We start from the raw sequence: 26,622 nt of genomic DNA, 5'->3' as shown, positions 1-26,622 counted from the left end.
CCGATGCCCGATCCGCGGGCGCAGGGTTAACCTTCCGGAAAAGCGATGCGGTCATGATTGCCGCAATTTCCCGGGTGCTGAGTCGCCCCTTTGCGTATTGCGTCTCAATCGTTGGAGCAGTTCATGAGCGGCATTTCCATTCGTCTCACTCACAAGGTCATGGCGATCGGACTGTTCGGGCTCATCGGGCTCGTCGCCTTCGGTTCGATCTACCAGATCGGCAGCCTCTCCCAGGACACGTCCCGCGATGCCGCTGAAGACGCGCGCAGGATGTCCGACCTGAACCAACGGGTTTCCCAGCAGCTGCTCGAAGCGCGCCGGGCCGAGAAGGATTTTCAGCTCCGCCGCGAGCAGTCCTATGCGAAACGTCACGCCGAACTTGCTTCCGACATCATCCGCAACCTCGATCATTTCGGCAGCGCGACGCGTGCGGCAGGATACGCGACGATTGGCGAGACGGTGTCGCAGGTCCGCGCCGGGTTCGAAAGATATGTGAGCGAGTTTGCGGCCGTCGAGAAGGCCGAGGTCAAGCTTGGATTGAACGAAACCCTGGGCCTGTCGGGCTCGCTGCGCACGGCAGTCCACGACATCGAGTCCAAGCTCAAGGAGGTCGACGACCCCAGGCTCACCAGCGGCATGCTGATGATGCGCCGTCACGAGAAGGACTTCATGCTGCGCCGCGACCAGAAATACGTCGACGCACTGAAGAAGACGGCGACGGAGTTCTCTCGGCAGATCGAGACGTCGACGATTCCGCCGGCCGTCAAGGCGGACATCGGCAAGCTGCTCGCCAAGTATGAGGGTGACTTCTCGGCCTGGGCGGCCGGCGCGCAGGATCTGACCGCGCACGGCGCGGCCATGTCCAGGGAATTCCGGGTGATCGAACCGGTTCTCGCCGACATCGAAAAGAACGTTGCTCAGCGCTACGATGCGGCGCAGGCCGCCGAAGCGTCGTCGCGGGCCTCGATCAAGCTGTGGATGTGGGTTGCGCTCGGATGCTCCATCCTGCTGGTGGGAGGCGTGTCCTTCTTCATCGGCCGCTCGATCTCGTCCGCGCTGATCGCCATGGTGCGGTCGATGACCGGCCTCGCAAACGGCGATACCTCCGTCGTGATCCCCGGCCTCGGCCGCAAGGATGAGATCGGCGAGATGGCCGGCGCGGTCGCGGTCTTCAAGACCAATATGGTGGAGGCTGATCGGCTGCGCGCCGAACAGGCTGAAGCGGAGGCGCGTGTCCGGCAGCAGCGCAAGGCCGACATGCAGCGGCTCGCTGACCGCTTCGAAGTCGCGGTCGGCGAGATCATCGAGACCGTGTCGTCGGCGGCGACCGAGCTCGAGGCGTCTTCCAACACGCTGACGCAGGCCGCCGAGCGCGGCAACAGTCTCGCCACTGCCGTGGCGGCGGCCTCGGAGGAGGCGTCCGCCAACGTGCAGTCGGTGTCGTCAGCGAGCGAGGAGCTGACCTCCTCGGTCTCGGAGATCAGCCGCCAGGTGCAGGAATCCGCGCGCGTCGCCGACGTCGCGGTCGGGCAGGCCGAGCGCACCAATGCACGCGTCGCCGAACTGACGAAGGCCGCCTCCCGCATCGGCGATGTGGTCGAGCTGATCAACACCATTGCGGCGCAAACCAACCTGCTGGCGCTCAACGCGACGATCGAGGCGGCGCGCGCGGGCGAAGCCGGCAAGGGCTTTGCCGTCGTCGCGACCGAAGTGAAGGCGCTCGCCGAGCAGACCGCGAAAGCCACCGGCGAGATCGGCCAGCACATCGACGCGATCCAGGCCGCGACGGAGGATTCGGTCGGCGCGATCAAGGAGATCGGGGACACCATCGCGAAGATGTCGGAGATCTCCTCGACCATCGCCGCGGCGGTGGAGGAGCAGGGCGCCGCCACCCAGGAGATCTCCCGCAACATCCAGCACGCCGCGCAGGGCACCTCCGACGTCTCGGCGAATATCGGCGACGTTCAGCGCGGCGCGGGCGAGACCGGCGCCGCCTCGGCGCAGGTGCATTCGGCCGCGCAGTCGCTGTCGCAGGACAGCAACCGGCTCAAGAGCGAGGTCGCGCGGTTCTTGGAGACGGTGCGGGCGGCCTGAGCGCTCAGCCCGCCCGGGCGAGGTGGTGCGCTGGTGTGGGCTGCGCGACGCCTGCGGTGCTGCATCAGATGATTGCGAAACATATAACGGCGGCGGCGCCGAATTCCGTAATTCAACGTAGCTTCCTGTTAACGCCTGTTTGCAAGTATGTGCGTAATCTTACGAGACAAGAACCAGCCATCATTGTTGGAATGACCTTCGCCCTGCCGTCCGTCGCGACGATTGCGGCGCAGGTGATTTGTGCGTTGCAGGTTTCACCGGGATTTGTGTGATGTCGAAGCTGTCTATCGTCTTCAAGCTGCTGACCGTGCTGTCGGTCCTCGTGCTCTCGCTCGCCGGCGTCGGCGTGACCGCGATCGGCACCATGCAGAACATCAATGCTCACACCGTCGAGATCGCCGAGAGCTGGCTGCCGAGCGTCCGTGCGCTGGGTTCCATGCGCGCCGATATCAACGAGCTGCGCGTCGCGCTTCGCCTGCACCTGATGCAGGAGACCGCGGAAGGCAAGGAAGCCGCCGAGAAGCGTCTCGCCTCGCTGCAGGCGCGAATCGACCAGACGCGCAAGGTCTACGAGCCGCTGATCACCTCGGCCGAGGAGCGCTCGCTCTACACGCAATGGACCAAGGCCTGGGCCGACTATCTGAACGGTGTGCAGGAAGTGATGGCGCTGTCGCGCAAGAGCGTCGGCAAGTTCCCGGCCGACGCCAATGAATTGCTGCAGACCAGGGTCGCCAAGATGGCCCAGGCGGCCGACCCGCTGCTTCAGAAGGGCATCGAGCTCAACAACAGCGGCGCCGAGCTGGAGACCAAGCAGGCGGCCGACAGCTATGCGACGATCTTCCGCGTGCTGGTCGGCATCATCGTCCTCTCGGTCGTGATCGCGATCGCGGCCGCCTATTATCTCGTGCGCGACGTGTCGCGCGGCATTGCCTCGATCATCAAGCCGATGCAGTCGCTCGGCGAAGGCGATCTCTCGGCCGAGGTTCCGCATCGTGGCGAGAAGACCGAGATCGGCTCGATGGCCGACGCGCTGCAGATCTTCAAGGAAGCGTTGATCGCCAAGCGCGCGGCGGACGAGGCGGCCCGGCTCGATGCCGAAGCAAAGATCGAGCGCGGCCGCCGCGTCGATGCCATCACCAGCAAGTTCGAAGCCATGATCGGCGAAGTCGTCGGCACCGTCTCCTCGGCCTCGACCGAGCTCGAGGCGTCGGCCTCGACGCTGACCGGCACCGCGCAACGCGGCCAGGAGCTCGCGACCGTGGTCGCGGCGGCCTCCGAGGAAGCCTCCACCAACGTCCAGGCGGTCGCCTCCGCATCGGAAGAGCTGTCGTCCTCCATCACCGAGATCAGCCGTCGCGTGCAGGATTCGGCCCGGATGGCGGCGGAAGCCGTCGAGCAGGCCGCGCGGACCAACGAGCGCGTCAATGCGCTGTCGCAGGCCGCGTCCCGCATCGGCGACGTCGTCGAGCTCATCAACACCATCGCAGGCCAGACCAATCTGCTGGCGCTCAACGCCACCATCGAGGCGGCGCGTGCGGGCGAAGCCGGCCGCGGCTTCGCCGTCGTCGCCTCCGAAGTCAAGGCGCTGGCCGAGCAGACCGCGAAGGCGACCGGCGAGATCGGCGCGCAGGTGTCGGGCATCCAGGCAGCGACGCAGGAATCCGTCAGCGCCATTCAGGAGATCGGCGGCACCATCGAGCGGCTGTCAGAAGTGTCCGCGGCGATTGCCGCCGCCGTCGAGGAGCAGGGCGCCGCCACGCAGGAGATCTCGCGCAACGTCCAGCAGGCCTCGGTCGGCACGCAGGAGGTTTCGGCTAATATCACCGACGTGCAGCGCGGCGCGATCGAGACCGGCGAGGCCTCGGTCGAGGTGCTGTCGGCGGCGAAATCGCTGGCGACCGACAGCACGCGCCTCAAGGTCGAGGTCGCGCAGTTCCTGGAATCGGTCCGCGCGGCCTGATCTTCAACTTCCCGATTGTGGAGCCGCCGGCGGCGTGACCTGCCGCCGGAACAGGATGCGCTGGTAGAGCCAGCCGATCGCGACCAGCACGATGCCGAGGCCCATGAACGACAGTGCCCGGTAGACGCCGGTCAGCGTCGACATGTCGATGACGAAGGCCTTGAGGATCGTCAGCGCGATGACGGCAGCCGACGCCAGCCGCGCACGCTCGGAGTTGACGAGAATGCCGACGCCCAGCAGCACCACGCCGAAGCCGAGCCAGCCGATCGAATAGGTGTATTGCTCGGCGCCCGTCGTCGGACCGGTCGAGAGGATCGGGCCGTGATAGAAGCGGCGGATCTCCAGCGTGACATAGGCGAGCGCGAACACGAGCGCACCGCCGGCGATGGTGTTGGCGTAGGCCTTGCCGCGCGGGCCGGCCACCGCATAGGACAACAGCAGCATCAGCACCGCCGGCAGCGCGTAGCCGAGCAGCAGCAGGTTGAACACCGCGCCGCCGACGTCGATGCGCCAGATCAGCGGGTTCTCCAGGATCAGCAGGCCGCCCACGCTGACGAGCCCGCCGATCGCCGTGAGCACGACGGCGCCGACGTCGTGCACGACGCTGTGGCTGCGCAGCCGCAGGCGCTCCAGCCCGATCGCCATCGCCAGCGTGACGCAGACCTGCAGCGCGAATTCGAGCAGAGACGGCGGTGAGATCATGTCGCCGCCGGTCGCAAAGTGCCGGATCTCCATGAAGGCAAGCAGTGCGGTGAACAGGATGGCGGCGGTCTCCACCATGCGCAGCGGCGCATCGTCGGCGCGGCGTCGCAGGAACAGGCTCGCGGCCCAGAACGACGCCGCGGGCAGGCCGTAGCCCCAGAGCAGCCAATTGAAGATCGGCGTGGTGCCCACGGCATCGCCGACGATGCGCGGATCGTAGGCGATGCGCGCGGTGACGAGGCCGGCGAAGATCGCGGCGAGCCAGCGCAGGAACGGGATCGGCCGCTGCAGCGAGATCCAGGCGGTGCCGAGCGACATCAGCGCCAGCGCGATCGTCAGCCAGCCCTTCTCCAGCGCGAAAGTCAGCGCCAGCGCCAGCGCGCCGAGCGTGCCGGTGGCGAACAAGGCGGCGGAGATCATGGTGCCCGGCCGGGTCTCGCGGCGCGTCAGCGCCTCGGTCGCGGCGCCAAAGCTTGCTGCGAGCAGCACCGCAAGGATCGCAAACGGGATCGAGCGGTCGAGATGGGCGATGCGCGCGTAGAGCGCGACCAGGATCGCGATCGGCGTCGCGACGCCCGCGACCGACCAGACCACCGGAATGATCGCGGAATTGGAGCGGCCCTGCGCCAGGAAGCCGGCGATGCCGAAGCCCGCGGCGAAGATCGCCGCCGTCACCAGATGCAGCGTGACGGAGCTGTCGATCGCGTTGGGGCCGATGCCCGCGATGGGACCGCCCGGCAGCACCAGCATGTCGGGATTGGCGCGCACCGCCCATTCGGCGAACACGATGAAGACGGTGGCCGCCGCCGCTCCGACGGCGCCGGTGGCGGCAGACGTCCGCCAGGCGACGAACAGGGTTGCGCCGACGAGAAGCGCAAAGGTGATCAGCGACAGGTCGGCATGCGCGCTCGACAGCACGATCAGCATCGCGCCGAACAGATAGGCACCGAGCGCGCCCGAGGAGATCGGCTCGATCTCGCCGTCCTCGATGGCAGGTCCGAACATGAAGCCGCAGACGACGAGGAGCGCGGCCAGCGCGAAGCCCGCGATGACGTGGAAGGCGTGCGGCGCGACCTGGACCTGCGCGGTGTCGAGCCCCGGGAACAGCCAGAGCACGGCGAAGGCGATCGTGGTGACCGCAAGCCAGCGCCACAGCCGGATGCGGGCAAGGCCGAAGCTCGCAGCGGTGACGACGGCGAGATAAATGTAGAGCGCCCAATAATCCGGCTTGCCGCTGGAGACCAGAACCGGCGTCACGAAGGCGCCGACCACGCCGAGGCCGGCGAGCGCAGGTCCATGCAGCAGCGCGGCGGCGAGCGTGCACATCGCCACGATGCCGAGCAGCACGAAGGCCGTGGCGGGCACCAGGAAGCCGTAGAGCGCATAGGCGGCATAGATGGTCGCGAACGCTACCGCCGTTCCGGCCGCGGTGAGGATCGCGGGGATGTTGGCGGTCGGCAGAGCCGTGATGGTGGAGATGCTCTCCTTGCGCCGCGTCCATTCGCCGGCCGCCAGCAGCGCGGCTGCGAACAGGCCGCCCAGGAACACGCGCACGCCGGGGCCGAGCAGGCCGGCCTCGATCGAATAGCGCACCATGAAGAAGCCGCCGAGCGCAAGCGCAAGGCCGCCGATCCACACCACCCAGCGCGTGCCGAGCCGCTCCTCGAAACCGGGTTCTCGATGATCGGGGGCGCGTGCGGGCAGCGGCGGCGGCGCATCGGCTTGCGGGCCCGCTGCCAGCGGGGGCGGCGAAAGCGCTTCGGCGACGGGCGGCGGCATGGCCGCGTCGGCCTCGACCTCAGGTGCGAGCGGCGGAGGCTCGGCGGTTGCGGCCGTCGCGGGCGCTTCGACTTGCGTCTGCACGGGCAGCGGCGGCGGCGGTTGGACCCGCCGCTGTTGCGCGTAAAACATCTCTTCGAGCGTGTTGAACCGTCGGCGCAACTCGGCTGCCTGGCTGGAGGCCTTGATGGCGATCAGGATGGCGATGATCGCGATGATCAGCGCAAAGACGTCAAACGGGCCGTCGAACATGAAGCCTCCAGGCGACCGGCGGGCAGGGGCCGATCACACAAATTTTGGGTTAGCGCCGGGAGCGGACGCGCAATCCCGGTGCGGGCCGCTCCTGGAGCACGTCGCGGCGGAAGCGGTAAAGCGCCGCCGGCCGTCCGCCCGTCTGTGTCGACATCACCCCGGTCGGTTCGACCAGGGCTTCCATTTCGACCAGGCGGCGGAAATTTTGCTTGTGCAGATGCCGGCCGGAGATCGCCTCCACCGTATGCTGCAGTTCTGTGAGTGTGAATTCGGGCGGCAGAAGTTCAAACACCACAGGACGATACTTCAGTTTTGCCCGGAGCCGGGCGATTGCCGTCGCGAGAATCCGGCGGTGGTCGAACCGCATCGAGGTCCCGAGCGGCGGCAGCGTCTTGCGCGCTAATGCCGCAGGACGGCCGTCGCGCCGCGCTTCCTCGACCAGGCCGGCCTCGTACAGCAGCTCGTAGCGGTCGAGCACGCGCTCCTCGTCCCAGGCCGCCCCGTCGAGGCCGAAATAGAACCGCACGCGATCCTTGCGCGGCAGCGCGCGCGTCGTCTCCGGCGTTTCCTCCGCGGCCCACTCGGTCAGCGCCGGAATGATGTCGCGGGCGATGATCGCCGGCGGCTCCTCGCGCCAGTCTTCCCAGGGGAAGAAGCGATACCATGGCGCGAAGCTCGCCGCGTTGGCCGCAAGCTCGCCGTCGACCGCGCGCGTCAGTGCGAGATAGCCGATCGACACCATATGTGCGCCGGTGTCGCCGGCCTCGGCATGACGGCCGCGATCGCCGAAGGTGTAGAGCTGCTCGACATAGCCGAGCCGCAGGCCGGCCTGTTCCTCGACCCAGGCGCGCAGGCCGATGTCGAAGGTGCGGTGCGCGAGCGCGTCGAAGGGGCCGAACGGCAGGCCGGCCAGCCCGTCGCTGCCGCGCGCGGTCAGGATCAGCGGCTCGTGGCCTTCGATCGCGACGATCGCCGCGGTGAGGCCGATCTCGATCGGGGTCAGCAGCGTCTCGTTCATGCGGCTGATATCGCAGCTGTCATTCGAGCTCGATCACGAAGGGGCGGCCCTCGACCATCATCGCGCCCGGGCCGATCTCGTCGAGCGCGCGCAGCATGCGGCCGTTGCGCCCCAGGGCACGGTCGGCGAGGCCGACGATGCGCCGGTTCGGCGAGGCGATCGGCGAGGCCGCGCGGAGCTTCCTGGCGATCTCGAGCTCGTCGCGGTTGGGATTGAGCGCACAGACCGCCGCGAACGCGCTCGCGGTGGAGCGGCTGATGCCGGCGTAGCAATGCACCACCAGCGGTGCGCTGCGGTCCCAGCCGCGCACGAAGTTCAGCACCTGATCGATATGCGTCTCGGACGGTGCGGTGAAACCATCCATCTCCTCGGTGATGTCGTCCATCGACACCTTGAGATGATTGGCGGGGAGCACCGAGACCGGCCGCGCCACCTGCTCGACATTGGCCATCACGGTCAGCACATGGCTGGCCCGGGTGAGGCGGACGGTTTCGGGAAGCGCGGCGAGGGAACAGACGTGGATCATGGCGAACCTTTTTGCCGCTGATTATAGCGAGCGCCCGTAGGGTGGGCAAAGGCGCAAAGCGCCGTGCCCACCGTCTCGCAATTGCGTGCAGCTCGCCGGTTTGGTGGGCACGCCTCGCCTTGCCCACCCTACGAAGGGATGACGCCTACGCGAACACCGCGCCGAACCGCTCCAGAAACTGCTTCTCCGCCCGCGCCGCGGTCCAGGGCGTGAGGTAGTCGCGGCGGACGCTGTCGGCGAGGCCGGGGTCCTTGCCGAACAGGCGCTTGGCCTCGGCGGCGCTGAAGCCGGCCAGCTCGGTCGCCTCCAGATAGGCCGCACCGCGGTCGGCGGCCTTGATGGCCTGCGTGATCTCCTCCGGCAAGTCCGGCGGCAGGCCGAAGCGGATATGGATGGCGCCGAGCAGGCGCTTCTCCACCGCCTTGTAGTTGCCGGCGAGCACGGCCTTGAACGGCGAGATCATGTCGCCGATGACGTATTCGGGCGCATCGTGCAGCAGCGCGGCGAGCCGCATGCGCTGGTCCACGCGCGGCATCTCGTGCCGCAGCACGGTCTCCACCAGCAGGGTGTGCTGCGCCACCGAGAAGATATGCGCGCCGGTGGTCTGGCCGTTCCAGCGCGCAACGCGCGCCAGCCCATGCGCGATGTCGGCGATCTCGACATCGAGCGGGGAGGGATCGAGCAGATCGAGCCGCCGGCCCGACAGCATGCGCTGCCAGGCGCGGGACTCCGCGCCGTGCGCCGTCTTCCTCGCGCTCATTTGGTCTTGAGGCGCGGCTTGCGCTGCAGCTTGCTGCAGGTCGCGTGGCAGTGGCAGTCGACCAGATGGTCGTTGACCATGCCGGTCGCCTGCATGAAGGCATAGACGATGGTCGGGCCGACGAACTTGAAGCCGCGCGAGGACAGCTCTTTCGAGATCTGTATCGACAGCGGCGTCGAGGCCGGCACGCTCGCGCTGGTCTTGAAATTGTTGACCTTGGGCTTGCCGCCCATGAAGTCCCACAGCAGCTTCGAGAAGCCCGGACCCTTCTCCATGATGTCGAGATAGGACTTCGCACTGAGGATCGTGCCGTCGATCTTGGCCTTGTTGCGCACGATGCCGGCGTCGTTCATCAGCGCATGCACCTTCTTGTCGGTGTAGCGCGCGATCTTCTCCGGCTGGAAATCGTCGAAAGCTTTGCGGAAATTGTCGCGCTTGCGCAGGATGGTGATCCAGGACAGGCCGGCCTGGAAACCGTCGAGGATCAGCTTCTCGTACAGCGCGCGGTCGTCATATTCCGGCACCCCCCATTCGGTGTCGTGATAGGCGACATAGAGCGGATCATCGCCCGGCCAGGGGCAGCGGGTCTTTCCGTCGGGATGCAGGCGGGGGGCTCGGCTCATGCGGTGGGCTGTTTCGCAGGGATACGGACGACGTCAGGGTCTGCCAGCTGCAACGCGAGGCCGCCGGCGGTGAGGGGCTGGCCGGCATCGAGCGCCTCTGCAACCCGGTCGATGCGCACCAGGGCAATGCCCTTGCCCTGCGCCGACGAGCCCATGGTGCCGACGGACTTGTCGCCGGCCATGACACTGACGCCGGCCTCCGGCGAGAAGTCGTCGAGCAGCACCTTCACGCTGCGCGTGCGCGCGGTGCCGCGATGTTGCATGCGCGAGACGACCTCCTGGCCGACATAGCAGCCCTTGTCGAAATCGACGCCGGCGAGGCGGTCCATGTTGGTCTCGTGCGGGAACGCATCGTTGTACATGAAGTCGAGCCCGCCGCGCGGCACGCCGAGGGCGATCCGGTGCGCCTCGTAGTCCGCCGCATCGACCAGATCGGCGCCGATGAGATCGGACAGCTTCTGCTTGAGGTCTTCGGGGATCAGGATGCGGATGCCGAGCGCTTCGTTGCGCGGGTCGGTGAAGGCGAGGTCCGGCTGCGCCGCAGGCTGGCCGTCCCAGGCCGCGAGCACGCCGAGATCGAGGTTTTCCACGGTGACCTTGGCGCGCAGCTTGTAGAATTTCAGCTTGGTGGCGAGCCCCTCGGCCAGCGCTTTCGGGCAGTCGATCAGGAACCCGCCGCCATGGCCTGCGGGCACCTCGGTGATCAGGAAATCCACGATGATCTTGCCCTGCGGCGTCAGCAGCGCGCCGAATCGCCCCAGGCCCGGCTTCAGCCTGTCGACGTCGGTCGTGACCAGGCCGTTGAGGAAGTTGCGCGCATCCTCGCCCGCGACCTTGACGACGCCCCGGTCGGGAAGAAACGCTGATTTCATGCGAAAATCTCTTGCGACATGGTGCTCCGGAACGTAAGCCCGCGAGGCATAAACGACAAGACCTCGAGCCCTGCGCTTGGGGATGAGAGAGGCCCTCAGCCATGACCCAGCGCTTCGATGTGATCCTCAAGAACGGCACCGTCGTCAACCAGGACGGCGAGAATGTTCGCGATATCGGCATCACCGGAGGCCGCATCGCCGAACTGGGCCCGTTGTCGCAGGCTTCGGCCGCGGAGATCATCGACTGCAAGGGCCTGCACATCCTGCCCGGCGTGATGGACACGCAGGTGCATTTCCGCGAGCCCGGGCTGGAGCACAAGGAAGACCTTGAGACCGGCTCGCGCAGCGCCGTGATGGGCGGCGTCACCGCCGTGTTCGAGATGCCGAACACCTCGCCGCTGACGGTGACCGAGACCGAATTCACCGACAAGGTGAAGCGCGCCCATCACCGCATGCATTGCGATTTCGCCTTCTTCATCGGCGGCACCCGCGAGAACGTGCAGGATCTGCCGGTGCTGGAGCGCGCGCCGGGCTGCGCCGGCGTCAAGGTGTTCATCGGCTCGTCCACCGGCGCGCTGCTGGTGGAGGACGACGAGAGCCTGCGCCGCATCTTCCAGGTGATCCGCCGCCGCGCCGCGTTCCATGCCGAGGACGAATATCGGCTCAACGACCGCAAATCGCTGCGCATCGAGGGCGATGCGCGCTCGCACCCGGTGTGGCGCGACGAGACCGCGGCGCTGATGGCGACGCAGCGCCTGGTCAAGCTCGCGCACGAGACCGGCAAGCGCATCCACGTGCTGCACATCTCGACCAAGGAAGAGATCGAGTTTCTGCGCGACCACAAGGACGTCGCCTCCTGTGAGGCGACGCCGCATCACCTCACGCTGGTCGCGCCCGAATGCTACGAGCAGCTCGGCACGCTGGCGCAGATGAATCCGCCGGTGCGCGGCGCCGATCATCGTGCCGGCATCTGGCGCGGCATCGAGCAGGGCATCATCGACGTGCTCGGCTCCGACCACGCCCCGCATACGCTGGAAGAGAAGCAGAAGACCTATCCGGCTTCGCCCTCCGGCATGACCGGTGTGCAGACGCTGGTGCCCTTGATGCTCGATCACGTCAATGCAGGCCGCCTGTCGCTGGCAAGGTTCGTCGACCTCACCAGCGCCGGCCCCGCGCGCCTCTACAACATGGCCTGCAAGGGCCGCATTGCGGCAGGCTACGACGCCGATTTCACCATCGTCGATCTCAAGCGCAGCGAGACCATCACCAACAAATGGGTGGCGTCGAAGGCTGGCTGGACGCCTTACGACGGGTTGCGCGTCACCGGCTGGCCCGTCGGCACCTTCATCCGCGGCCGCCGCGTGATGTGGCAGGGCGAGCTGATCACGCCCGCGCAGGGCGAGGCGGTGCGGTTTTTGGAGACGCTGAAGCCGTAGGCACTAACTTCGGCTTCTTGCTCAACTGTCATGCCCCGGCTTGACCGGGGCATCCAGTACGCCGCGGCGATAGTTGGTTGATGCGACTGCCGCCTCTGGAATACTGGATTGCCCGCCCCTGTGCGCAATTGCGCACTAGGCGAGCACTGACAGTGTGCCACGAAGCGCAAGGTCAAATTGGGGGGAGCAATGTCCCAACCGTCAGCCCTCATCACCACCGAGCAGCTCGCCGCCATGCTCGGCGATCCCAATCTCCGCCTCTACGACTGCACCACGTACAACGAGCCGGTCCCACCCGGCAGCGACGTGCCGTATCGTGCCGTGCCCGGCGACAAGACCTTCGCGGCCGGCCACATCCCGGGCGCCGATTTCCTCGATCTGCAGGGCGAGTTCTCCGACGTCTCGTCACCGCAGTTCTTCATGATGCCCGACGTCGCCCAGCTCGAAGCCGCCTTTGGCCGTCACGGCCTCGATGCCGGCAAGACCATCGTGCTCTACAGCATCGGCACCATGATGTGGTCGACGCGGTTCTGGTGGATGCTGCGCGCGCTCGGCGTCGATGCCCGTGTGCTCGATGGCGGTCTCGACAAATGGAAGGAGGAGGGGCGGCCGATCGAGGCGGGCGCACCGAAGGGCTATCCGACCACGACCTTCAAGGCCGCGCCGCGCGCCGGCTTCTTCGTCGACAAGACCGTCGTGGCGGCCCGCATCGGCGATCCCGCGACCGTCATCGTCAACGCCCTCGGGCCGCAGTTTCATCGCGGCCTCGAGCCGAGCCGCTACGGCCGGCCCGGCCGCGTTCCCGGCAGCGTCAACGTTCCCGCGGCCACGCTCACCAATGCCGACAAGACCCTGACGACACTCGCCGACGCCGAAGCCAAATTCGCCGCGGCCGGTGTCACGCGCGACAAGACCGTGATTCTCTATTGCGGCGGAGGCATCTCGGCGACGATCGATCTGTTCCTGCTGGCCCAGCTCGGCTACGACAGGCTGACGCTGTATGACGCCTCCATGGGCGAGTGGGCGCGAGACCCGGCGCTGCCGATCGAGACGGATTAGGATCTGTCTCACCCGGCCCTGGCGGAGAGGGTAAGATCAGGGCGAGAAAATCCGGGAACCTTTCCGCTGGGCCTGCATCCAATGTCCGGAACCAATGGAGACAAGGGACCCGCCATGCCAGCGACCGCAGCCGGCCTGTCCGCCGGCGCCAGGCCATTAGAGGCCGAGCTGATCGACCGCGCGCGGCGCCGTGACGAGGCCGCACTCCGCGAGATCATGCAGGCCAACAACCGCAGGCTCTACCGGCTCGCCCGCGGCATCCTGCGCAACGACAGCGAGAGCGAGGACGTGGTGCAGGAAACCTATGTCCGCGCCTTCACGCATCTCGACGGTTTTCTGGGTGAAGCCGGGCTCTCGACCTGGTTGTCGCGCATCGCGATCAACGAAGCGCTCGGGCGCCTGCGCAGTCGGAAGCCGCACGTCGAACTGGGATCGGTGCCGGAGGCGGTGCTCGAAGCCCAGATCATCCGGTTTCCCCTTTCGTCCGCCGCAACCGATCCGGAAAGATCCATGGCCCAACGCGAGATCCAGCGTGTCGTCGAGCACGCGGTCGACGAATTGCCCGACGTCTACCGCATGGTCTTCATCGCGCGGGTGATGGAGGCCATGAGCATGGAGGAGACGGCCGAGCTGCTCGGCATCAAGCCCGAGACCGTCAAGACGCGGTTGCATCGGGCGCGCGCCCTGCTGCGCGAGAACGTCGAGAAGAAGATCGGCCCCGTCGTGATGGACGCATTTCCGTTCGCCGGGCAGCGTTGCGAGCGCCTGACCGAGGCGGTGCTCAGACGCCTTGGCGTTGGCGCGTAATTTTTTTTCGGGAACGTTTGCGCGAAACGCCCATCCAATTCCTGTGAAGCAACGTGCCGGCGATGCGTCCGGCAGCACAGGAGTGTCAAACCATGTTCATCCGTTGGAGCGCCGCGCTCGCCGCGGCCATTTTGTTGTCGAGCCCCGCGCTGCAAGGCGCCTGCGCTGCCGACAAGCCGACCGATCCGCAGATCGCCCACATCGCCTACACGGCCGGCGTGATCGACATCAACGCCGCCAAGCAGGCGCAGAAGAAGGCGAAGAGCAAGGACGTCAAGGCGTTTGCCGAGGACATGCTGCGCGACCATGAAGCGGTCAACAAGCAGGCGCTCGCGCTGGTCAAGAAGCTGAATGTCACCCCTGAAGACAACGACACCAGCAAGGCGCTGTCGAAGCAGGCGAGCGACAAGCTGGCCGAGCTCGACAAGCTGGACGGCGCCGCCTTCGACAAGGCCTATGTCGCCAACGAGGTCGCCTACCACAAGGCGGTCAACGGCGCACTGGAGACCCAGCTGATTCCGTCGGCGAGCAATGCCGAGCTGAAGAGCCTGCTGCAGACCGGCCTGAAGATCTTCCAGGGCCATCAGCAGCACGCCGAGCACGTCGCGGCCGAGCTGAAATAGGGAGTGGTGGGATGCGGTCGGGACGGCTGTTTTCGATTTCCATCGCGCTTGTCGTCGCGGCCCTTGTCGTCCCGGCGCGTGCCGCGACGATCGAGATCACGATGGAGAACCTCGTGATCTCACCGGCCGAGATATCGGCCAAGGTCGGCGACACCATCACCTGGATCAACAAGGATGTCTTCGCCCACACCGCCACGGCGAAAAACGGCGACTTCGACGTGACGCTGCCGCCGAAAAAATCGGCGGCGTCAATTCTGAAGAAGGCGGGAACGATCGACTATTATTGCCGCTATCATCCCAACATGAAGGCGACGCTCAAGGTCGAGCCGTGAGGGAGAGAGCACGTTCCCGAGCGCGGCGGGAACATCTCCCGATGGCGACGAGACTAATGCTTGTCCGCTGAAAGCGGCTTCCGTGCGATAAACGCGGCAGGCTTCGCGAAGCCTTTCGCCAAATCCGCTTTGCAAAGTCATTCATCCGTTGACTGGCCCCGCCCGCGTGGCGGGGTCATTTTCGGAAGGTGCTACTGCCTGCAGATGTCGACCGAGAATTCGCCGTTGCGGATGCGGCCGGGAAAGCCTTCGACGAACTTGGCGACCGCGTCCTCGCCATAGGTGCCGACGAGCTCGGCAAAGGCCGCAAACAGGCTCGCCTGCGCCAGGCAGTCGCCGTCGACGCCCTCGTGGCGCGCTTCGGCCCAAGCCTCGTTGAGATAACTCAGTGCGGCCTGCTTCTGCTCGTGATCGGGCAGCGGCGCGCGGTCGGGTGCGTAGGAAATCGGCTGGCTCATGAAACTCGATCAGGGCTGGGGCGCGATCCACGGCGATGCGCTGTGCGAGAGGTGTAGCACGCGTATTAACGCCCGCTAGGCCACATCTTTAAGAACGGTTAACGGCTGTGAACAAAGTCGATGACAGGGTTCCCGTCGCCAAACCCTCATGGTGAGGAGCGTGCGAAGCACGCGTCTCGAACCATGCAGGCCCCCGTTGCCGCGGATGGGCCTTTCATCCTTCGAGACGCGCGTTCCGCGCTCCTCAGGATGAGGAATTTACAGTTCCGGGTTTGGCTGACGGAGAGGTATTTCAGTTCGCGTAACGCGCCGTGAGATCCCGCGAGATCTTCGAGCCTTCCTCGATATACCGGCGGATCGCGACCGTCGCAGCGGGCGTGCAGCTCCGATAGGTCTGCTGAAAGCCGTTATAGCCGCGGTTGAAGCCGGCGATCATGCGGGTGCGGCGCTCTCCGGAGGGGGTTTCGGCATCGATCAGCGCCTGCATCTCGTTGCGCCATTTGTTGCCCTCGTTGGCCCCGCAGATGCCGCGCAGATAGTGCAGGCCGCCGAGGATCTCGGCCAGCCGCTGCAAATCGGCGTCAAACGGCGCCGCCACGTCCTGGGCCCGGGTGGGCGCCGAGGCGCAGGCGAGAATCAGGGCAAAAATGGCCAGAAATCGCGTGGACATCGGCGGGGTGTATGCCTCCTCGGGGCTGACGACGCAAGGTAGGCGAGCCGGTGAGCCCGGCGGCTCGGGTCAGGCCCCGATCAGCCGCGCAGCGGACTGGATGACCTCCTCCAGCCCCCCGGTCAGCCTGAGGTCACCGAGGCCCGCCAGGGCGTCGGGCGCGATCCAGCGATAGTCGTCGAGCTCGTCGTTGAGGGAAGGCTCCCTGGCCACCCAGCGGGCGGCAAACGACATGATCAGATAGTGGCCTGCGTCGGGCGCGGCCGGCAGCACCTCGCGCCAGCCGGCAAGGCCGACGATCGCGATGTCGAGCCCGGTCTCCTCGTCGACCTCGCGCGTGAGGGCCTGGTGCAGCGATTCGCCGAATTCGACCCGGCCGCCGGGGAGCGAATAGAAGCCCTTGGCGGGCGAGCGGGCCCGGCGGGTCAGCAGCACCTGGCCGTCGCGGAAAATCGCGGCGCTGACGGCGAGCTGCGGGTGGGTGGGCTGGATGACCGAGGCCATTTTCTGAACAGACCCGGCTCAGTTCGCCATGATGGTGTCGACGTCGGCTTCGGCCCCGCCATGGATGATGCCGCCGCAGGCCGCGATCAGCGGCTTGACCCAGAGGGCGGCCTGCTCGGCGAGGCGGATGCGCGTCGTGTCCTTCTCGACCTCGCGCATGGCCGAGCCGACCGCGGTCAGGATCGAGGTCATGGTATCGGTGATGTGGTCGAACTGGGCGCGGACGCTGGGATCGGCCTTCTCATAGGCCTCGATGGCGAGGTCGCGTGCCTTGAAATTCGAGGCCGTGAAATGCTCGGCATAGGACAGCGGCGACCAGGTCAAGAAATCGTCCGCGCATTCCGGCATGTCCGGAACCATCTCCAAGAGCATCACGGCTTCATTGAAATGGTTGAGATAGTCAGTGGCAAGGCCGGTCCGCGGGTTGATGTTGGCCACGCGCAGCCGCTCGGCCCAGGCGGCGGCCTCGGGGCCCGTCTGTACATGCGTCCGCGCGGGTTGGGAGGCCGTTGAGCTCATCTGCCGCAGTGTTAACGTTCGGGGTTAAAAGGACCTGAACGGACCCTATATAGACACCCTGCGATGTGTGGACGCTTCGTCATAACTTCGGCCCCCGCGGCTTTGCGGCAACTGTTCGGCTATGTCGAGCAGCCCAACTTCCCGCCCCGGTACAATGTCGCCCCGACACAACCGATTCCGGTGGTGCTGGTCGAGAATGGTGCGCGCCATTTCCGCCTGATGCGCTGGGGATTGCTGCCGGGCTGGGTCAAGGACCCCAAGGGCTTTACGCTCCTGATCAATGCCCGCTCCGAGACGGTGCTGGAGAAGCCCGCGTTCAAGCGCGCGATCCGCCGCCGCCGCGGCCTGATCCCCGCCGACGGCTATTACGAGTGGAAGTCCGAAGGCGGCCGCAAGCAGCCCTTCTTCATCCACCGGGCCGACGGCGCGCCGCTAGGGTTCGCCGCTGTGTTCGAGACCTGGGCCGGGCCGAACGGCGAAGAGCTCGACACGGTTGCGATCGTCACGGCCGCCGCGGGCGAGGACCTCGCGAGCTTGCATGACCGCGTGCCCGTCACCATCAGCGAGCGCGATTTCGAGCGCTGGCTCGACATCCGCGGCGATGAGGTCGATGCGATCCTGCCGCTGATGACGGCGCCACGCGTCGGCGAATTCGCCTGGCACCCCGTCTCCACCCGCGTCAACCGCGTCGCCAATGACGACGAGCAGCTCGTGCTGCCGATCAGCGCGGCGGAGATGGAGGCGGAGGCCGAGGCGATGAAGCCGAAGAAGACTGTGCGGAAGGTTGCGGCCGGCCCGGCGGATGACGGGCAGGGGTCGTTGTTCTGATCGCCACTGCCGTAGGGTGGGCAAAGGCGCAACGCGCCGTGCCCACGACCTCTCTCCGCAACATGCAATGGTGGGCACGCTTCGCTTTGCCCACCCTACGAGCGCATGCCATTTACTCCGCCGTCGTCCCGGACAAGCGAAGCGCAGATCCGGGACCATAACCCCAGGGAGAGGTTATGGCGCGAGCTGCTCACTACGGTCTTCGTCAAACCCAATCCTGTGGTTTTGGGTCCCGGGTTCGCGCTACGCGCGCCCCGGGACGACGAGAAGAGTGTGAGGCGCTACCGTCACACGACCTCACTTGCCCGCAACGCCGCGATCGCCGCCGCATCGAATCCCAGCTCGCCGAGCACCGCATCCGTGTCCGCCCCCAGCTCCGGCGCCATCCGGTCCAGCCTGCCGCCGCCATGGGCGAGCTTGAAACCGCTGCCGGCGAAGCGCAGGCGGCCGTAGGGCGTGTCCAGCTCCTGGATCGCGCCGCGCGCCTTGATTTGCGGATGGTCGATCACCTCCTCGACCTTCCAGATGCTGGCGCAGGGGGCGCCGGCATCTTCCAGAATGGTCTCCCATTCGCGTGCCGGCTTGGCCGCGAGCGCCTCCTCGATGATGGCGCGCAGGGCCGGCTCGTTCTCGTTGCGCGAAAACCAGTCGGCAAAGCGCGGGTCGCTGAGCGTGTCCTCGCGGCCGAGCGCGGCCATCAGCGCGCGGTACTGCTTCTCGTTGTTGACGGCGAGCAGGATGTGGCCGTCGCCGCATCTGAACAAATTCGCCGTGGTCCGGCGGCTCACCGCCTGGTTGCCCGACAATTGCTGACGATGCCCGGCGACCGACCAGTCCGCGATCTGTCCCGACAGAAACGCCATCGTCGCCTCCAGCATGGAGACGTCGATGAGCTGCCCCTTGCCGGTGCGATCGCGCTGATACAGCGCGCTCGAGACGCCGAACGCGGCAGTGGCGCCCGACAGCACGTCGCACACCGCAAAGCCGGCGCGGGTCGGTCCGGTCTCGGGATGACCGGTGATGGCCATGATGCCCGACAGCGCCTGCATCTTGCCGTCATAGCCGGGCCGCAAGCGATCCGGACCGGTCTGGCCAAAGCCCGACACCGCGCAATAGATCAGTTTTGGATTGATCGCCGAGAGCGCCTCATAGCCGATGCCGAGCTTGTCCATCACGCCCGGGCGGAAGTTCTCCATGACGACGTCGACGCTCGCCGCGAGCTTCTTCACGATCGCGACCGCCTCGGGCTTCTGCAGATCGAGCGTGAGGCTGCGCTTGTTGCCGTTGATGGCCTGGAACGCGGGGGCGAGCCCGCGTTCGGCCCATTCGCGGCTGAGCGGCGTGCGGCGCATGTCCTCTCCCTCGCGCCGTTCGACCTTGATGACGTCGGCGCCCAGCAGCGCGAGCTGGTAGCTCGCATAGGGGCCGGCCAGCACTTGCGTGAAGTCCAGGATCTTCACGCCCTCGAACGGTCGCGTCACGTCGCTCTCCCCTTTTTGATTGTCGTTGTCGGAGGACGTCAGGCGGCGCGGTTGCCGCGCGCGATCTCCTTCTGCTTGTCGAATTCGGCGCGGCGGCGCGCCAGCTCTTCCGGCGACAGCTGCGCGACGTTGTTGTAGTCGAGCTTCCAGGAGGCATCCTCGCTCCAGCGCAGCGGCGACTGCATCGTGGTCTGCGGGCCGCTCGCGGTCTCCAGCAGCAGAAGCGCCAGCTCCAGCGTCTGCGCCTGCGAGGCCACATCATGCGGCTTGCCGGCGGAGTTCCCGAGCGGGAAGTCCGAGAACAGGAAGCGCGGTACCGCGGCGTGCTCGATGATGTCCTTGGCGCAGCCCATCACCACGGTCGGAATGCCGCCTGCCTCCAGATGCCGCGCCACCAGCGCGGTGGTCTGGTGGCAGACCGGGCAGTTCGGCACCAGCACCGCGACATCGACCTTGTCGGCCAGGCAGCGCGCCAGAATCTCCGGCGCGTCGGTGTCGAGCGTGACGCGGTGGCTGCGGTTGGTCGGCGCGCCGAAGAAGCGCGGCGCCACTTCGCCGATGCGGCCGGCGGCGGACGCCTTCAACAGCTGTGGCAGCGGAAACCAGGTGCCGTTGTCGGTCGCCGAGGTGTGCTTGCGGTCGTAGCCGATATGCGAGATGCGAAGGTCGTGCTCCTTCGACGTGTCGCCGTCATAGACCTGATAAAACTTCGCGCCGCCATTATATGCCGCGCCCGGCCCCTGGTCGCCCTTGGCGGGATCGTAGGGCGCAGCCGTGGTGATGATCGTCACCCGCGACTTGGTCAGCGGCTTCTTCAGCGGCTGGAACGGCGCTGAGGTGTAATGCGCCCAGCGATACGGCGTGGTGTAGCCGATCGCCGCGTAATAATCGCGGGTGCGCTGCATGTAGGGGATGGGGGCATCATAGTCGGGCGCAAAGCCGAATTCATCGTCGCGCGGCGCGGACATGGGCGCGTCTCCTGGTTCTTGGTTGGGGCCAGACTAGAGATAGTTTTGGGGTTACTCAACCGGGGGCAGGCCAGCGCAGGACAGGATTGCAGACGAGGATAGAGCGGCAAGTCTCTTACCCTCCCCTGGAGGGGGAGGGTCGATCGCGCGAAGCGCGAGCGGGGTGGGGTGATCTCTCCACACGGGCACCGTGGACGAGGAGAGACCGTCACCCCACCCCGTCTCACATTTCGCTGCGCTCAATGTGAGCCGACCCTCCCCCTCCAGGGGAGGGTGTCACCTGAACACGTGCAGCGCTGCGTATTGCAGCAGCATGATCGCCTTGGCGTCGATGATGCGGCCGTCGGCGATCATCGCCAGCGCCTCGTCGATCGACAGCTCCAGCACCTCGATGTCCTCGCCCTCGTGCTCGAGGCCGCCGCCGTCGCTGACCCGCATCGAAGGCTCGTATTCAGCGACGAAGAAGTGCAGCTTCTCGGTGATGGCGCCGGGGCTCATGAAGGCCTCGAACACCTTGTGGACGTGATGCAGGCGATAGCCGGTCTCTTCCTCCGCCTCGGCGCGGATGCGCTCCTCGGGCTCGGCGTTGTCGAGCACGCCGGCGGCGGCCTCGATCAGAAGCTCGTCATAGCCGCGGATGAAGGCGGGCAGGCGGAACTGGCGCACCAGGATCACGGTGCGCCCCGCGAGATTGTAGGGCAGCACGGCGGCGGCGTTGTCGCGCTCATAGGTCTCACGGTGCTGCGTCTGCCATTCGCCGCTGGCGCGCCGGTACTCGAACGTGGTGTTCTTCAGCGTGGTCCAGCCGTCCGAGAGCACGCGGACGTCCTTGATGCGGACGCGGTCGGAAATGGTCATGGCAGGATTCTCAATTGCTTGGCGTGGGGGCGCGGCCGTCGAGCCATTTCTGGAACATCACGGAGGTCGACAGCTCGAAGCCGAGCGAGCCGTAGAACGCGTTGGCCTGCGCGTTCTCGCGGCGGACCAGCAGCTGCAGCTTCGAAATTCCGGCCGCGCGCAGCCAGTCCTCCGCCGCCGCCATGATGACGCGGCCATGGCCGCGCTTGCGGGTGTCGGGATCGACCGCGACGTAATAGACCCAGCCGCGATGGCCGTCATGGCCGACCATGACGGTCGCGACGATCGCGCCGCCATCGCGGCCGACCAGCACGGTGGAATTGTCGCGCCGCCGCGCCAGCGCGATGTCGGCATGCGGATCGTTCCAGGGCCGCGTCAGGCCGCAGCGCTGCCACAGCGCGACGACCGTTTCGACGTCGGGGTCATCGATCGCGGAGATCGCGAGCGGAGCGGAAGAGGCGCTCACAGCACCTTCCCCGGATTCATGATGCCGAGCGGATCGAGCATCGCCTTGATCGCGCGCATCAGCTCGATCGCGGTCTTGTCCTTGACGTCGGGCAGCTCGTCGCGCTTGAGCACGCCGATGCCGTGCTCGGCCGAGATCGAGCCGCCCATGCGCAGCACGATCTCGAACACCACGGCGTTCATGTCGTGCCAGCGCGCGAGGTAATCGGCCGTGTCGGCGCCGACGGGCTGGCTGACATTGTAATGCAGATTGCCGTCGCCGAGATGGCCGAACGGCACCGGGCGCGCGCCCGGGATCAGCTTGACCACGGCGGCGTTGGCTTCCGCGATGAACGCAGGCACCGCGGCGATCGGCACGGAGATGTCGTGCTTGATCGAGCCGCCCTCGGGCTTCTGCGCCGCCGACATCTCCTCGCGCAGCTTCCAGAAATTGTTGCGCTGGGAAAGGCTCGCCGCAATCACGGCGTCGTCGACGATCTCCTCCTCCATGGCGCGGGCGAGGATCGTCTCCAGCGGCGTGCGGGCGTCGTCGCCGGGGGAGGACAATTCCATCAGCACGTACCAGGGATGCTTCTCCGAGAGCGGATCGCGCACGTCGATGCCGTGGCGGACCGAGAAATCCACCGCCATCTCCGACAGCAATTCGAAGCTCGTCAGCGCGTTCGCCGCTTCGCCTTGCGCGATCGTCAGCAGCTTCAGCGCCGCGGCCGGCGATTTCAGCCCGACATAGGCGGTCTCGACCGAACGCGGTTTCGGAAACAGCTTGAGCGTCGCCGCGGTGATGATGCCCAGCGTGCCTTCGGCGCCGATGAAGAGGTTGTGCAGATTGTAGCCGGTGTTGTCCTTCTTCAGCTTCGACAGCACGTTGAGCACGCGCCCGTCGGCGAGCACCACTTCCAGCCCCAGCGCCATCTCGCGCGCGACGCCATAGGCGAGCGCGGCGGTGCCGCCGGCATTGGTGGAGAGATTGCCGCCGATGGTGCAGCTGCCCTCCGCGCCGAGCGACAGCGGAAACAGCCGGTCCGCGTCGGACGCCTTTTGCTGCGCGATCTGCAGCACCACGCCGGCTTCGCACGTCATCGTGTTGGAGGCGGTGTCGACCTCGCGGATCTTGTCGAGCCGGCGCAGCGACACCACGACCTCGCCGTTGTGCGGGGTCTGGCCGCCGACCAGCCCGGTGTTGCCGCCCTGCGGCACCAGCGCGATTCTGTGCGCGGAGGCGAGCTTGCAGATCGCGGAGACCTCCGCGGTCGAGCCCGGGCGCAGCACCAGCGGCGAGCGGCCGTGGAACAGATTGCGCTCCTCGGTGACGTAAGGCTGGATGTCGGTCGCATCGGTGATCGCGTGGCGCTCGCCGACGATCTCGCGGAATTGCGCGATCAGCTCGGATGCAAGCGGAGGGGGGGCGGATTGATTGATGTTCATTGTCGCGTCTCTTCTTCCACTCTCATCTCGCCACGGCAGCCCGGCGCAGCCGGTCGTTGATCGCTTCGCCGAGTCCATCCTCAGGCACCGTCATCACCGCAATCGCCCGCGGCCCCTTCGCATCGAGCGCGCGAAGATAGCCGAACAAATTGGCGGCGGCTTCATCGAGATCACCGGTGGGCGACAGATTCATGACGGCGGTGGCGGTCGCCATGCCGGGCAGCCGCGCCGGTCCGAATGCCAGCAGCGCTTCACCCGGCGCAACCTCTCGCGCGCGTAGGCGCACAGGCGCGCGCGGCGCGTAATGGGAGGCCAGCATGCCCGGCGCCAGCGGCCGGTTGTCATTGCTCTCGGCTTCTGCCGGCGGCCGCGCCAGGCTCGCGCCCAGCACGGCCTCGATCCGCTCGCGCGACAGCCCGCCGGGCCGCAGCAGCATCGGCGCGTCGAAGCAGCCGACAATGGTCGATTCGACGCCGACCGCGACAGGCCCGCCGTCGACGATCAGGTCGATCCGCCCCGACAGGTCGCTCTCGACATGGGCCGCCAGCGTCGGCGAGACGTGGCCGGAGATGTTGGCGGATGGCGCCACCACCGCCCCGCCGAACGCGCGCAGGATCGCCTCCGCCACGGGGTGGGCGGGAATGCGGATCGCGACCGTGTCGAGGCCGGCGGTGGCGAGATCCGCCACCGGGCAGCCCTCCGTCTTCGGCACCACCAGCGTCAGCGGCCCCGGCCAGAACGCCTCGGCCAGCTTTTGGGCCCGCGCGTCGAATCGCCCGATCCGACGGGCCGCCGCGATATCAGGCACATGGGCAATCAGCGGATTGAAGGCCGGTCGCCCCTTGGCGGCGTAGAGATGGGCGATCGCGGCCGCGTTGGCGGCGTCCGCGCCGAGCCCGTAGACGGTCTCGGTCGGAAACGCGACCAGCCCGCCAGCCGCCAGAGTCCGGGCGGCAGCCTCCGCGCCGGCCGCGCCGGCCGGTAGAATCAGCGTTTGAAGGCCCGTTTTCACAGGGGCAAAATTCCTCATCTCGGCCGCTTGCGGTGCGCCAAACCCGACGCTATAAGCCGGCCTCTTGTCGGAGTGTGGCTCAGCCCGGTAGAGCACTGCGTTCGGGACGCAGGGGTCGCAGGTTCGAATCCTGCCACTCCGACCATTCTTCCAAAAGTCGACGTTTTCCAGAGGCTTGGCAGACCGGCCGCCGCCGCCTCGGGACGCCCTTTTGCAACGATTTCGCCATCGGGTCCACGTCCGATTTGGCGGGGCAGGGCCGCTTGTTCCGGAACGCGGGGTCGCGACGGACGGCCCTTGACGGCCCTTGGCCGCCCTCAAAATCGCTCCGGCCGCACCACCTGGACGTCACTGACGGAAACAAGGCCCACCTGCCGGGCGACGATGGCGAAGACGACCTGCAGCAGTTCGTCCAGCCGAGCCGCATCGACGATACACCACAGCGCGAACATCCCGGCGGCATCGCCGATCTGGCCGTCCGCTTCCCATCGGCCGGCTCGGCCGCGCCCGCCGGCGAGCGGAGCCACGGAATAGCCGCTCACGCCCGTGCGCTCGAGTTCCTCGGTCAGCCGCTTCAGCACAGCCCGTTCGATCAGGATTTCGATCCGCTTCTTGGCAAACATCTGCATGCTGTCCTCATCGCGCGATCATCTGGGCGGCAGCAATGTAGAGCGGGATGCCGACGATCAGGTTGAATGGGAATGTCAGGCCGAGCGAAAGGGTCAGAGCAATGGCCGGGTTTGCCGCGGGCAGGGCAAGCCGCATCGCGGCCGGGACGGCGATGTAGGAGGCCGACGCCCCGAGCGTCATCAGGATGGCGGTACTGCCTGGCGACAGACCGATGAGCCGGGCGAACAGGGCCGCGAAGACTGCGCCGATGAGCGGCATCACCCAGGCAAACCCTGCCACCGCAGGAGAGAGCGATCTCCAGCCGTCCCGCAGTCCGCGCCCGGCGATCAGGCCCATATCGAGCAGGAAGACGCAGAGGAAACCGGGAAAAGCATCCAGCAGGAAAGGCTTGAGCGAACTCATGCCGCGCTCGCCCGTGATGCAACCGACCACAAAGGCCCCGAGTAGCGCAACGATCGAGCCGTTCAGTGCGATCTCGCGCAGGAAGTCTCCGGACAGTTCGCCTTTCGCGCGGCCTTGCCCGCTGCGCGCGATCACGAGCACCGAGAAGATCGCCGGCGTCTCCATCGCGGCTGCGACCGCGATCATGTAACCGTCATAGGGCAACGCGAGCTGGGTGAGCGCGCCCGTGATGGCAACGAACGTCACCGCCGATATCGATCCATAGTGACCGGCCACGGCCGCCGCGTTGACGTGGTCGAGCCTCGCGCCGTAGCGCAGCAAGGCGTAGGCGATGAACGGCAAGCCGGCCGACAACACGATGCCGGCCACGATGGCCAGCGCCAGCCCCGGCGTCACGCCCTGATGGGCGACCTCCGCACCGCCACGGAAGCCGATCGAGATCAGGAGATAGAGCGAGAGAAAGCGTGCAATGGCCTCCGGCACGGAGAGGTCTGAGCGGCCAAGCGAGGCGCCGAGACCCATGCCGAAGAACAGCACCGAAGGTGACACGAGATTCTGGACGGCGAGCGCGAGCAAGGGACCTCCATCGGGCTGGGGCGAACGATGGCTGCATAGCTTTTCGCTGGTGTTTGACAAAATTGATTGTATCAAGGGTCATCATTGAAAAAGGCAATGATGATGCCCCGTTCGCGTCTCAACCTCGACATCGACCTGATCCGGTCCTTCGTGACCATCGTGTCGCTCGGCAACTTCACGCGCGCCGCGCAGGCGCTCGGATTGCAGCAGTCGACGATTTCCCTGCAAATCCGCCGGCTCGAGCAATCGGTGGGCGGCAAGTTGCTCGAAAGGTCGCCGCAAGCGGTCGCGTTGACGGCGGAAGGCGACACGTTCTTCGAGTATGCGCGGCGCATGCTGGACCTGAATGACGAAATGGTTGCGCGCATCCAGGAGCCCGCGATGCGTGGCCTCGTTCGCCTTGGCGCGCCCGAGGATTTCGCGACCCGCCATCTTCCCGACGTGCTCGCCCGGTTTGCCCACGCCTATCCTCAGGTCGACCTCGAAGTGACCTGCGATCTGACGATGAATCTCATCGAGCGCTTTCGCAAGGGGGCTTTCGATCTGGCGCTGATCAAGCGCGAGCGGTCGATCGAGATTCCCGGCACGCGCGTGTGGCGCGAGCCGCTGGTCTGGGTGACGGGTGGTGTCGATCTCAGGCAAGGCGTCCTGCCCTTGGCAGTCTCGCCAAAACCCTGCGTCTACCGGAAACGCGCAACCGAGGCGCTCGATCGTGCCAAGCGATCGTGGCGGGTTGCCTACACCTGCGGATCGCTGGCCGGAACGCTCGCCGCCGTCCGAGCCCGGCTTGGCGTGACGGTGCTTCCCAAGGACATGGTGCCTCCTGATCTCCATGTCGTGGACGGAAAGCCGATGCCCGACCTCAAGGACACGGAGATTGCGATCCTGGAGCGCGACCGTCTCCCGCTGCCCGCGCGGCGGCTCAAGGACTTCGTGATCAAGACCCTGAGCTGAATCCGTCACGAGGCATCGTCAAGAGCCTG

Annotated in this window: 27 protein-coding genes and 1 tRNA gene; 10 read left to right on the top strand and 18 right to left on the bottom strand. The window is 66.7% G+C overall.

The window, feature by feature from the left end; genetic code table 11:
- The first annotated feature begins 123 nt into the window (after nucleotides 1-123).
- Nucleotides 124-2,094 (top strand): methyl-accepting chemotaxis protein, encoded by a 1,971-nt coding sequence (locus CO669_RS10660; protein WP_097659790.1) that lies wholly within the window; start codon nucleotides 124-126, stop codon nucleotides 2,092-2,094.
- 271 nt (nucleotides 2,095-2,365) lie between these two features.
- Nucleotides 2,366-4,054, top strand: coding sequence for a methyl-accepting chemotaxis protein (locus tag CO669_RS10655; protein ID WP_198963940.1), 1,689 nt, complete (start codon nucleotides 2,366-2,368; stop codon nucleotides 4,052-4,054).
- 3 nt (nucleotides 4,055-4,057) lie between these two features.
- On the opposite strand, the gene CO669_RS10650 is transcribed toward CO669_RS10655, so the two are convergent.
- The 6 genes from CO669_RS10650 to ygfZ all read right to left on the bottom strand — a co-directional run bounded on the left by CO669_RS10650 (nucleotide 4,058) and on the right by ygfZ (nucleotide 10,586).
- Complete coding sequence (locus tag CO669_RS10650; RefSeq protein WP_097659747.1) at nucleotides 4,058-6,787, bottom strand: DUF2339 domain-containing protein; 2,730 nt, start codon at nucleotides 6,785-6,787, stop codon at nucleotides 4,058-4,060.
- Between the two features lie 49 nt (nucleotides 6,788-6,836).
- The gene (locus CO669_RS10645; RefSeq protein ID WP_198963939.1) at nucleotides 6,837-7,805 is read right to left on the bottom strand and encodes an NUDIX hydrolase; all 969 of its coding nucleotides are present in this window, start codon (nucleotides 7,803-7,805) and stop codon (nucleotides 6,837-6,839) included.
- A gap of 19 nt (nucleotides 7,806-7,824) precedes the next feature.
- Nucleotides 7,825-8,331, bottom strand: coding sequence for a tyrosine phosphatase family protein (locus tag CO669_RS10640; RefSeq protein WP_097659745.1), 507 nt, complete (start codon nucleotides 8,329-8,331; stop codon nucleotides 7,825-7,827).
- A 145-nt stretch (nucleotides 8,332-8,476) separates the two neighbouring features.
- Nucleotides 8,477-9,091: a YfbR-like 5'-deoxynucleotidase gene (locus tag CO669_RS10635; protein ID WP_097659744.1), complete on the bottom strand. Its 615-nt coding sequence runs from the start codon at nucleotides 9,089-9,091 to the stop codon at nucleotides 8,477-8,479.
- Nucleotides 9,088-9,714: a DNA-3-methyladenine glycosylase I gene (locus CO669_RS10630; protein ID WP_097659743.1), complete on the bottom strand. Its 627-nt coding sequence runs from the start codon at nucleotides 9,712-9,714 to the stop codon at nucleotides 9,088-9,090. Before CO669_RS10630 ends, CO669_RS10635 begins: the two co-directional genes overlap by 4 nt.
- A complete protein-coding gene (gene ygfZ / locus CO669_RS10625; protein WP_097659742.1) occupies nucleotides 9,711-10,586 on the bottom strand; it encodes a CAF17-like 4Fe-4S cluster assembly/insertion protein YgfZ in 876 nt (291 codons plus the stop codon). The genes CO669_RS10630 and ygfZ overlap by 4 nt, the downstream gene beginning before the upstream one ends.
- 101 nt (nucleotides 10,587-10,687) lie before the next feature.
- On the opposite strand from ygfZ, the gene CO669_RS10620 reads away from it, so the two are divergent.
- The 5 genes from CO669_RS10620 (at nucleotide 10,688) to CO669_RS10600 (ending at nucleotide 14,843) form a co-directional block, all read left to right on the top strand.
- Complete coding sequence (locus CO669_RS10620) at nucleotides 10,688-12,022, top strand: dihydroorotase (RefSeq protein ID WP_097659741.1); 1,335 nt, start codon at nucleotides 10,688-10,690, stop codon at nucleotides 12,020-12,022.
- A 189-nt stretch (nucleotides 12,023-12,211) separates the two neighbouring features.
- Complete coding sequence (locus CO669_RS10615) at nucleotides 12,212-13,081, top strand: sulfurtransferase (protein ID WP_097659740.1); 870 nt, start codon at nucleotides 12,212-12,214, stop codon at nucleotides 13,079-13,081.
- Between the two features lie 114 nt (nucleotides 13,082-13,195).
- Entirely contained in the window at nucleotides 13,196-13,888 is a 693-nt protein-coding gene (locus tag CO669_RS10610) for an RNA polymerase sigma factor (RefSeq protein WP_198963938.1), read from the top strand.
- Between the two features lie 92 nt (nucleotides 13,889-13,980).
- Nucleotides 13,981-14,511 carry a DUF4142 domain-containing protein gene (locus CO669_RS10605; RefSeq protein ID WP_097659738.1) on the top strand — a complete coding sequence of 177 codons (531 nt, stop codon included), beginning with the start codon at nucleotides 13,981-13,983 and terminating at the stop codon, nucleotides 14,509-14,511.
- 11 nt (nucleotides 14,512-14,522) lie between these two features.
- A complete protein-coding gene (locus CO669_RS10600; protein ID WP_097659737.1) occupies nucleotides 14,523-14,843 on the top strand; it encodes a cupredoxin domain-containing protein in 321 nt (106 codons plus the stop codon).
- Between the two features lie 191 nt (nucleotides 14,844-15,034).
- Here the strand turns inward: CO669_RS10600 and CO669_RS10595 are convergent, their stop codons facing one another.
- From CO669_RS10595 to CO669_RS10580, 4 genes are all read right to left on the bottom strand, one after another.
- Nucleotides 15,035-15,301 carry a hypothetical protein gene (locus tag CO669_RS10595; RefSeq protein ID WP_097659736.1) on the bottom strand — a complete coding sequence of 89 codons (267 nt, stop codon included), beginning with the start codon at nucleotides 15,299-15,301 and terminating at the stop codon, nucleotides 15,035-15,037.
- A gap of 292 nt (nucleotides 15,302-15,593) precedes the next feature.
- A complete protein-coding gene (locus tag CO669_RS10590; protein ID WP_097659735.1) occupies nucleotides 15,594-15,971 on the bottom strand; it encodes a TIGR02301 family protein in 378 nt (125 codons plus the stop codon).
- A gap of 69 nt (nucleotides 15,972-16,040) precedes the next feature.
- Nucleotides 16,041-16,475, bottom strand: coding sequence for an NUDIX hydrolase (locus CO669_RS10585; RefSeq protein WP_097659734.1), 435 nt, complete (start codon nucleotides 16,473-16,475; stop codon nucleotides 16,041-16,043).
- 18 nt (nucleotides 16,476-16,493) lie between these two features.
- The gene (locus tag CO669_RS10580) at nucleotides 16,494-16,994 is read right to left on the bottom strand and encodes a hypothetical protein (RefSeq protein ID WP_097659733.1); all 501 of its coding nucleotides are present in this window, start codon (nucleotides 16,992-16,994) and stop codon (nucleotides 16,494-16,496) included.
- A gap of 63 nt (nucleotides 16,995-17,057) precedes the next feature.
- Here CO669_RS10580 and CO669_RS10575 point away from each other — a divergent pair, with 63 nt between their 5' ends.
- Nucleotides 17,058-17,822: an SOS response-associated peptidase gene (locus CO669_RS10575; RefSeq protein WP_097659732.1), complete on the top strand. Its 765-nt coding sequence runs from the start codon at nucleotides 17,058-17,060 to the stop codon at nucleotides 17,820-17,822.
- 287 nt (nucleotides 17,823-18,109) lie between these two features.
- On the opposite strand, the gene CO669_RS10570 is transcribed toward CO669_RS10575, so the two are convergent.
- From CO669_RS10570 to CO669_RS10545, 6 genes are all read right to left on the bottom strand, one after another.
- Nucleotides 18,110-19,303, bottom strand: coding sequence for a CaiB/BaiF CoA transferase family protein (locus tag CO669_RS10570; RefSeq protein WP_097659731.1), 1,194 nt, complete (start codon nucleotides 19,301-19,303; stop codon nucleotides 18,110-18,112).
- Between the two features lie 38 nt (nucleotides 19,304-19,341).
- Entirely contained in the window at nucleotides 19,342-20,271 is a 930-nt protein-coding gene (locus CO669_RS10565) for a glycine reductase (protein WP_097659730.1), read from the bottom strand.
- Between the two features lie 276 nt (nucleotides 20,272-20,547).
- Complete coding sequence (locus tag CO669_RS10560) at nucleotides 20,548-21,129, bottom strand: NUDIX hydrolase (protein WP_097659729.1); 582 nt, start codon at nucleotides 21,127-21,129, stop codon at nucleotides 20,548-20,550.
- A 10-nt stretch (nucleotides 21,130-21,139) separates the two neighbouring features.
- Nucleotides 21,140-21,595 carry a GNAT family acetyltransferase gene (locus CO669_RS10555; RefSeq protein ID WP_198963937.1) on the bottom strand — a complete coding sequence of 152 codons (456 nt, stop codon included), beginning with the start codon at nucleotides 21,593-21,595 and terminating at the stop codon, nucleotides 21,140-21,142.
- Nucleotides 21,592-23,019 (bottom strand): FAD-binding oxidoreductase, encoded by a 1,428-nt coding sequence (locus tag CO669_RS10550; protein WP_097659728.1) that lies wholly within the window; start codon nucleotides 23,017-23,019, stop codon nucleotides 21,592-21,594. The genes CO669_RS10555 and CO669_RS10550 overlap by 4 nt, the downstream gene beginning before the upstream one ends.
- A gap of 22 nt (nucleotides 23,020-23,041) precedes the next feature.
- On the bottom strand, nucleotides 23,042-24,031 hold the full coding sequence (locus CO669_RS10545; RefSeq protein ID WP_143278651.1) for an L-threonylcarbamoyladenylate synthase: 990 nt from the start codon (nucleotides 24,029-24,031) through the stop codon (nucleotides 23,042-23,044).
- Nucleotides 24,032-24,099: 68 nt separating this feature from the next.
- Between CO669_RS10545 and CO669_RS10540 the strand changes: the two genes are divergently transcribed.
- Nucleotides 24,100-24,176, top strand: a tRNA-Pro gene (locus CO669_RS10540).
- Between the two features lie 172 nt (nucleotides 24,177-24,348).
- Here CO669_RS10540 and CO669_RS10535 read toward each other — a convergent pair.
- Together CO669_RS10535 and CO669_RS10530 are read right to left on the bottom strand one after the other, a co-directional pair.
- A complete protein-coding gene (locus tag CO669_RS10535) occupies nucleotides 24,349-24,660 on the bottom strand; it encodes a P-II family nitrogen regulator (RefSeq protein ID WP_097659726.1) in 312 nt (103 codons plus the stop codon).
- Between the two features lie 7 nt (nucleotides 24,661-24,667).
- Nucleotides 24,668-25,639 carry a sodium-dependent bicarbonate transport family permease gene (locus CO669_RS10530; RefSeq protein ID WP_097659725.1) on the bottom strand — a complete coding sequence of 324 codons (972 nt, stop codon included), beginning with the start codon at nucleotides 25,637-25,639 and terminating at the stop codon, nucleotides 24,668-24,670.
- A gap of 96 nt (nucleotides 25,640-25,735) precedes the next feature.
- Here CO669_RS10530 and CO669_RS10525 point away from each other — a divergent pair, with 96 nt between their 5' ends.
- Complete coding sequence (locus CO669_RS10525) at nucleotides 25,736-26,593, top strand: LysR family transcriptional regulator (RefSeq protein WP_245444262.1); 858 nt, start codon at nucleotides 25,736-25,738, stop codon at nucleotides 26,591-26,593.
- Nucleotides 26,594-26,622: the final 29 nt, after the last annotated feature.

Origin of the sequence: Bradyrhizobium sp. Y36 (genome assembly GCF_002531575.1) — a bacterium.
In the GTDB taxonomy this organism is placed as follows: Bacteria; Pseudomonadota; Alphaproteobacteria; order Rhizobiales; family Xanthobacteraceae; genus Bradyrhizobium.
Note: the sequence above shows the minus strand (reverse complement) of the source record. Positions and strands in the feature narration are given on the sequence as shown.

Bases quoted from the DNA above. Each gene is read 5' to 3' on its own strand.
- CO669_RS10640 (WP_097659745.1), bottom strand. From the start codon at position 8,331: ATGATCCACGTCTGTTCCCTCGCCGCGCTTCCCGAAACCGTCCGCCTC.
- CO669_RS10535 (WP_097659726.1), bottom strand. From the start codon at position 24,660: ATGCAGATGTTTGCCAAGAAGCGGATCGAAATCCTGATCGAACGGGCT.
- CO669_RS10550 (WP_097659728.1), bottom strand. From the start codon at position 23,019: ATGAACATCAATCAATCCGCCCCCCCTCCGCTTGCATCCGAGCTGATC.
- CO669_RS10635 (WP_097659744.1), bottom strand. From the start codon at position 9,091: ATGAGCGCGAGGAAGACGGCGCACGGCGCGGAGTCCCGCGCCTGGCAG.
- CO669_RS10650 (WP_097659747.1), bottom strand. From the start codon at position 6,787: ATGTTCGACGGCCCGTTTGACGTCTTTGCGCTGATCATCGCGATCATC.
- CO669_RS10560 (WP_097659729.1), bottom strand. From the start codon at position 21,129: ATGACCATTTCCGACCGCGTCCGCATCAAGGACGTCCGCGTGCTCTCG.
- CO669_RS10585 (WP_097659734.1), bottom strand. From the start codon at position 16,475: ATGGCCTCGGTCATCCAGCCCACCCACCCGCAGCTCGCCGTCAGCGCC.
- CO669_RS10615 (WP_097659740.1), top strand. From the start codon at position 12,212: ATGTCCCAACCGTCAGCCCTCATCACCACCGAGCAGCTCGCCGCCATG.
- CO669_RS10595 (WP_097659736.1), bottom strand. From the start codon at position 15,301: ATGAGCCAGCCGATTTCCTACGCACCCGACCGCGCGCCGCTGCCCGAT.
- CO669_RS10630 (WP_097659743.1), bottom strand. From the start codon at position 9,714: ATGAGCCGAGCCCCCCGCCTGCATCCCGACGGAAAGACCCGCTGCCCC.
- CO669_RS10660 (WP_097659790.1), top strand. From the start codon at position 124: ATGAGCGGCATTTCCATTCGTCTCACTCACAAGGTCATGGCGATCGGA.
- CO669_RS10605 (WP_097659738.1), top strand. From the start codon at position 13,981: ATGTTCATCCGTTGGAGCGCCGCGCTCGCCGCGGCCATTTTGTTGTCG.
- CO669_RS10620 (WP_097659741.1), top strand. From the start codon at position 10,688: ATGACCCAGCGCTTCGATGTGATCCTCAAGAACGGCACCGTCGTCAAC.
- CO669_RS10655 (WP_198963940.1), top strand. From the start codon at position 2,366: ATGTCGAAGCTGTCTATCGTCTTCAAGCTGCTGACCGTGCTGTCGGTC.
- CO669_RS10600 (WP_097659737.1), top strand. From the start codon at position 14,523: ATGCGGTCGGGACGGCTGTTTTCGATTTCCATCGCGCTTGTCGTCGCG.
- CO669_RS10580 (WP_097659733.1), bottom strand. From the start codon at position 16,994: ATGAGCTCAACGGCCTCCCAACCCGCGCGGACGCATGTACAGACGGGC.
- CO669_RS10610 (WP_198963938.1), top strand. From the start codon at position 13,196: ATGCCAGCGACCGCAGCCGGCCTGTCCGCCGGCGCCAGGCCATTAGAG.
- CO669_RS10590 (WP_097659735.1), bottom strand. From the start codon at position 15,971: ATGTCCACGCGATTTCTGGCCATTTTTGCCCTGATTCTCGCCTGCGCC.
- CO669_RS10525 (WP_245444262.1), top strand. From the start codon at position 25,736: ATGATGATGCCCCGTTCGCGTCTCAACCTCGACATCGACCTGATCCGG.
- CO669_RS10645 (WP_198963939.1), bottom strand. From the start codon at position 7,805: ATGAACGAGACGCTGCTGACCCCGATCGAGATCGGCCTCACCGCGGCG.
- CO669_RS10575 (WP_097659732.1), top strand. From the start codon at position 17,058: ATGTGTGGACGCTTCGTCATAACTTCGGCCCCCGCGGCTTTGCGGCAA.
- ygfZ (WP_097659742.1), bottom strand. From the start codon at position 10,586: ATGAAATCAGCGTTTCTTCCCGACCGGGGCGTCGTCAAGGTCGCGGGC.
- CO669_RS10565 (WP_097659730.1), bottom strand. From the start codon at position 20,271: ATGTCCGCGCCGCGCGACGATGAATTCGGCTTTGCGCCCGACTATGAT.